The sequence below is a fragment of the Streptomyces aurantiacus genome (genome assembly GCF_001418335.1).
Taxonomy (GTDB): Bacteria; Actinomycetota; Actinomycetes; order Streptomycetales; family Streptomycetaceae; genus Streptomyces; species Streptomyces aurantiacus.
The window spans coordinates 1-2,217 of record NZ_LIPP01000334.1; the positions used below are offsets into that span (position 1 = coordinate 1).

Below are 2,217 nucleotides of genomic sequence, written 5' to 3' on the forward strand. Positions count from 1 at the left end.
GGATGGGCAGGCCCATGGGCCGGCGGAACAGCGCGGTGACGGCGAACCAGTCGGCGAGCGCGCCGACCATGCCCGCCTCGGCCGCCGCCGCCACATAGCCCGTCCAGGCGCCCGCGCCGGAGTTGCCGGCCCACTTGGCGAGTACGTAGACGACGGCGACCAGCAGCAGCAGGCCGGTCGCCGTGAGCTTCATCCGGCGGACGCCGCGCAACTTCTCCTCGTCGGCGGGGCTGAACGAGTTCATCGCCCGGTTCGGCGGGGTGCGGGTGCCGGCGCGCGTGCCGGTTCGGGTGCGGTCGGCGCTCGTGGGGTTCGCCACACCACCGGGCCGGTTCGCCACACCACCGGGCCAGGAGGACTGCCCCTCCATACCCGTTTTACCTTCTTCGCCTGTTTCGTCCTCTTTCGCGCGTTCCATTCAGTCCATCCGTTCGTTCCCGGTCCCCATGCGCATTGTCCCAACCTGACCGACTCCTGGAACGGAACAGGAGTTCCCGGCGTCTGTCCGGGCGGGGGAACCACGACCGGGGAACCGCGACCGGGGTCCTGTCGGTCAGGGGGGCCTGTCGGTCCGGGGGGCCTGTCGGGTTTCTCCCGTGCCATGCCTCATCATGGGGTGATCACACCGGAGCCCCCGGGTTCCCACTTTTCCGAGGAGACACGCACCGCATGACCAAGCGTCACGGTTATGCCTTGCTGGCCGCGATCGTCGCTGTGATCGTCGCCATCTCAGCCGCCATATACGTCGGGGTCGCCGCCGACGACGGCGCGCGGACACCGGTGGCCGACGGCCGCACCCCGCACAACTCGGCCGCTCCCGCGTCCGTCGGCACCTGGGTGGGCGCCTGGTCGGCGTCCCCCGCGGGACCGGAGCCGGGCACCGAGGTGAACGGCATGGCGGGCCGTTCGGTACGCAACGTCGTGCATGTGGGAGTCGGCGGCACCGCGGTCCGGATCACCCTGTCCAACCTGTTCGGGCAGCAGCCGCTCAGCATCACGCACGCCTCGGTCGCCGTCGCCGCCACCGCGAACAACGCCGCCGCGGCCACCGACACGATGCGCCGCCTCACCTTCGGCGGCCGGCCCTCGGTGCTGGTGCCCCCGGGACAGCAGGTGATCAGCGACGCCGTACGGCTGCTGATCCCGCACGACTCGGACGTGCTGGTGACGACGTACACGCCGACCCCGTCGGGGCCGGTCACCTACCACCCGCACGCCCGGCAGATCTCGTACACCGCGGAGGGCGACCGCACGGAGGACGTCAGCGGTGTCCCGTACACGGGGCAGACTCCGTACTGGCGCTACGTGACCGCGCTGGACGTGCTGAGCAACGAGTCGGACGGCACGGTCGTCGTCCTCGGCGACTCCCTCACCGACGGCGTGACCTCGACCGTCGGCGAGAACCGGCGCTGGACGGACGTCCTCGGCGACCGGCTGCGCTCCGGCTCGGACGGACCCCGCTACAGCGTGGTCAACGAGGGCATCAGCGGCAACCGCGTCCTGACCAGCGGCCTCGGCCGTCCCGCGGAGAACCCGAGCGGCCTGGTCCGCTTCGACCGCGACGTGCTCGGGCGCACCAACGTCAAGGCGGTCGTGGTCGTCCTCGGCGTCAACGACATTTTGCGTACGCCCCACGAGACCGACGCGGCCCGGATCACCGCCGGGCTGCGCGGGCTGAAGCGGCTGGCCCACGCCCGCGGCCTGCGGGTCGTCGGCGCCACCCTCATGCCCTTCCACGGGCACCGCGGCTACCGCTCCGACCTGGAGAAAACCCGCCAGGCCGTCAACGCCGAGATCCGCTCCGGCAAGGTCTTCGACGCCTACGCCGACTTCGACAAGGCGCTCCGCGATCCGTACAACCCGCGTCGGCTGCTCTCCCGGTACGACTCGGGCGACCATCTCCACCCGAGCGACGAGGGCTACGAGCGCATGGCGGAGGTCTTCGACCTCAACGACCTGAAGGGCACGGCTCCGGCCCAGCTGTAGGGGTCTGCGGGTGCGCCCCCTCCGGGGCTGCGGCCGGGATGCGACCGCGGGTGCGTCGTGGCTGGTCGCGCAGTTCCCCGCGCCCCTGAAAAGCAGGGGCGCGGGGAACGGCGCAATCTTTTAGGGGCGCGGGGAACTGCGCGCTCAGCCACGACGCACCCGCGGCAAACACACGACCGGCGGAAGCAGAACGGCGGATTGAGGGGACCCCCCTCAATCCCGCCGTTCTGC

2 protein-coding genes are annotated in these 2,217 nt (G+C 71.4%); one reads left to right on the forward strand and one right to left on the reverse strand.

Annotated elements, in window-relative coordinates:
* On the reverse strand, positions 1–370 hold a 370-nt coding region (locus tag AOK01_RS33845), incomplete at its 3' end, for a DUF445 family protein (RefSeq protein WP_245702535.1).
* Between the two features lie 299 nt (positions 371–669).
* Between AOK01_RS33845 and AOK01_RS33850 the strand changes: the two genes are divergently transcribed.
* Positions 670–1,986: an SGNH/GDSL hydrolase family protein gene (locus tag AOK01_RS33850; RefSeq protein ID WP_055518457.1), complete on the forward strand. Its 1,317-nt coding sequence runs from the start codon at positions 670–672 to the stop codon at positions 1,984–1,986.
* Positions 1,987–2,217: the final 231 nt, after the last annotated feature.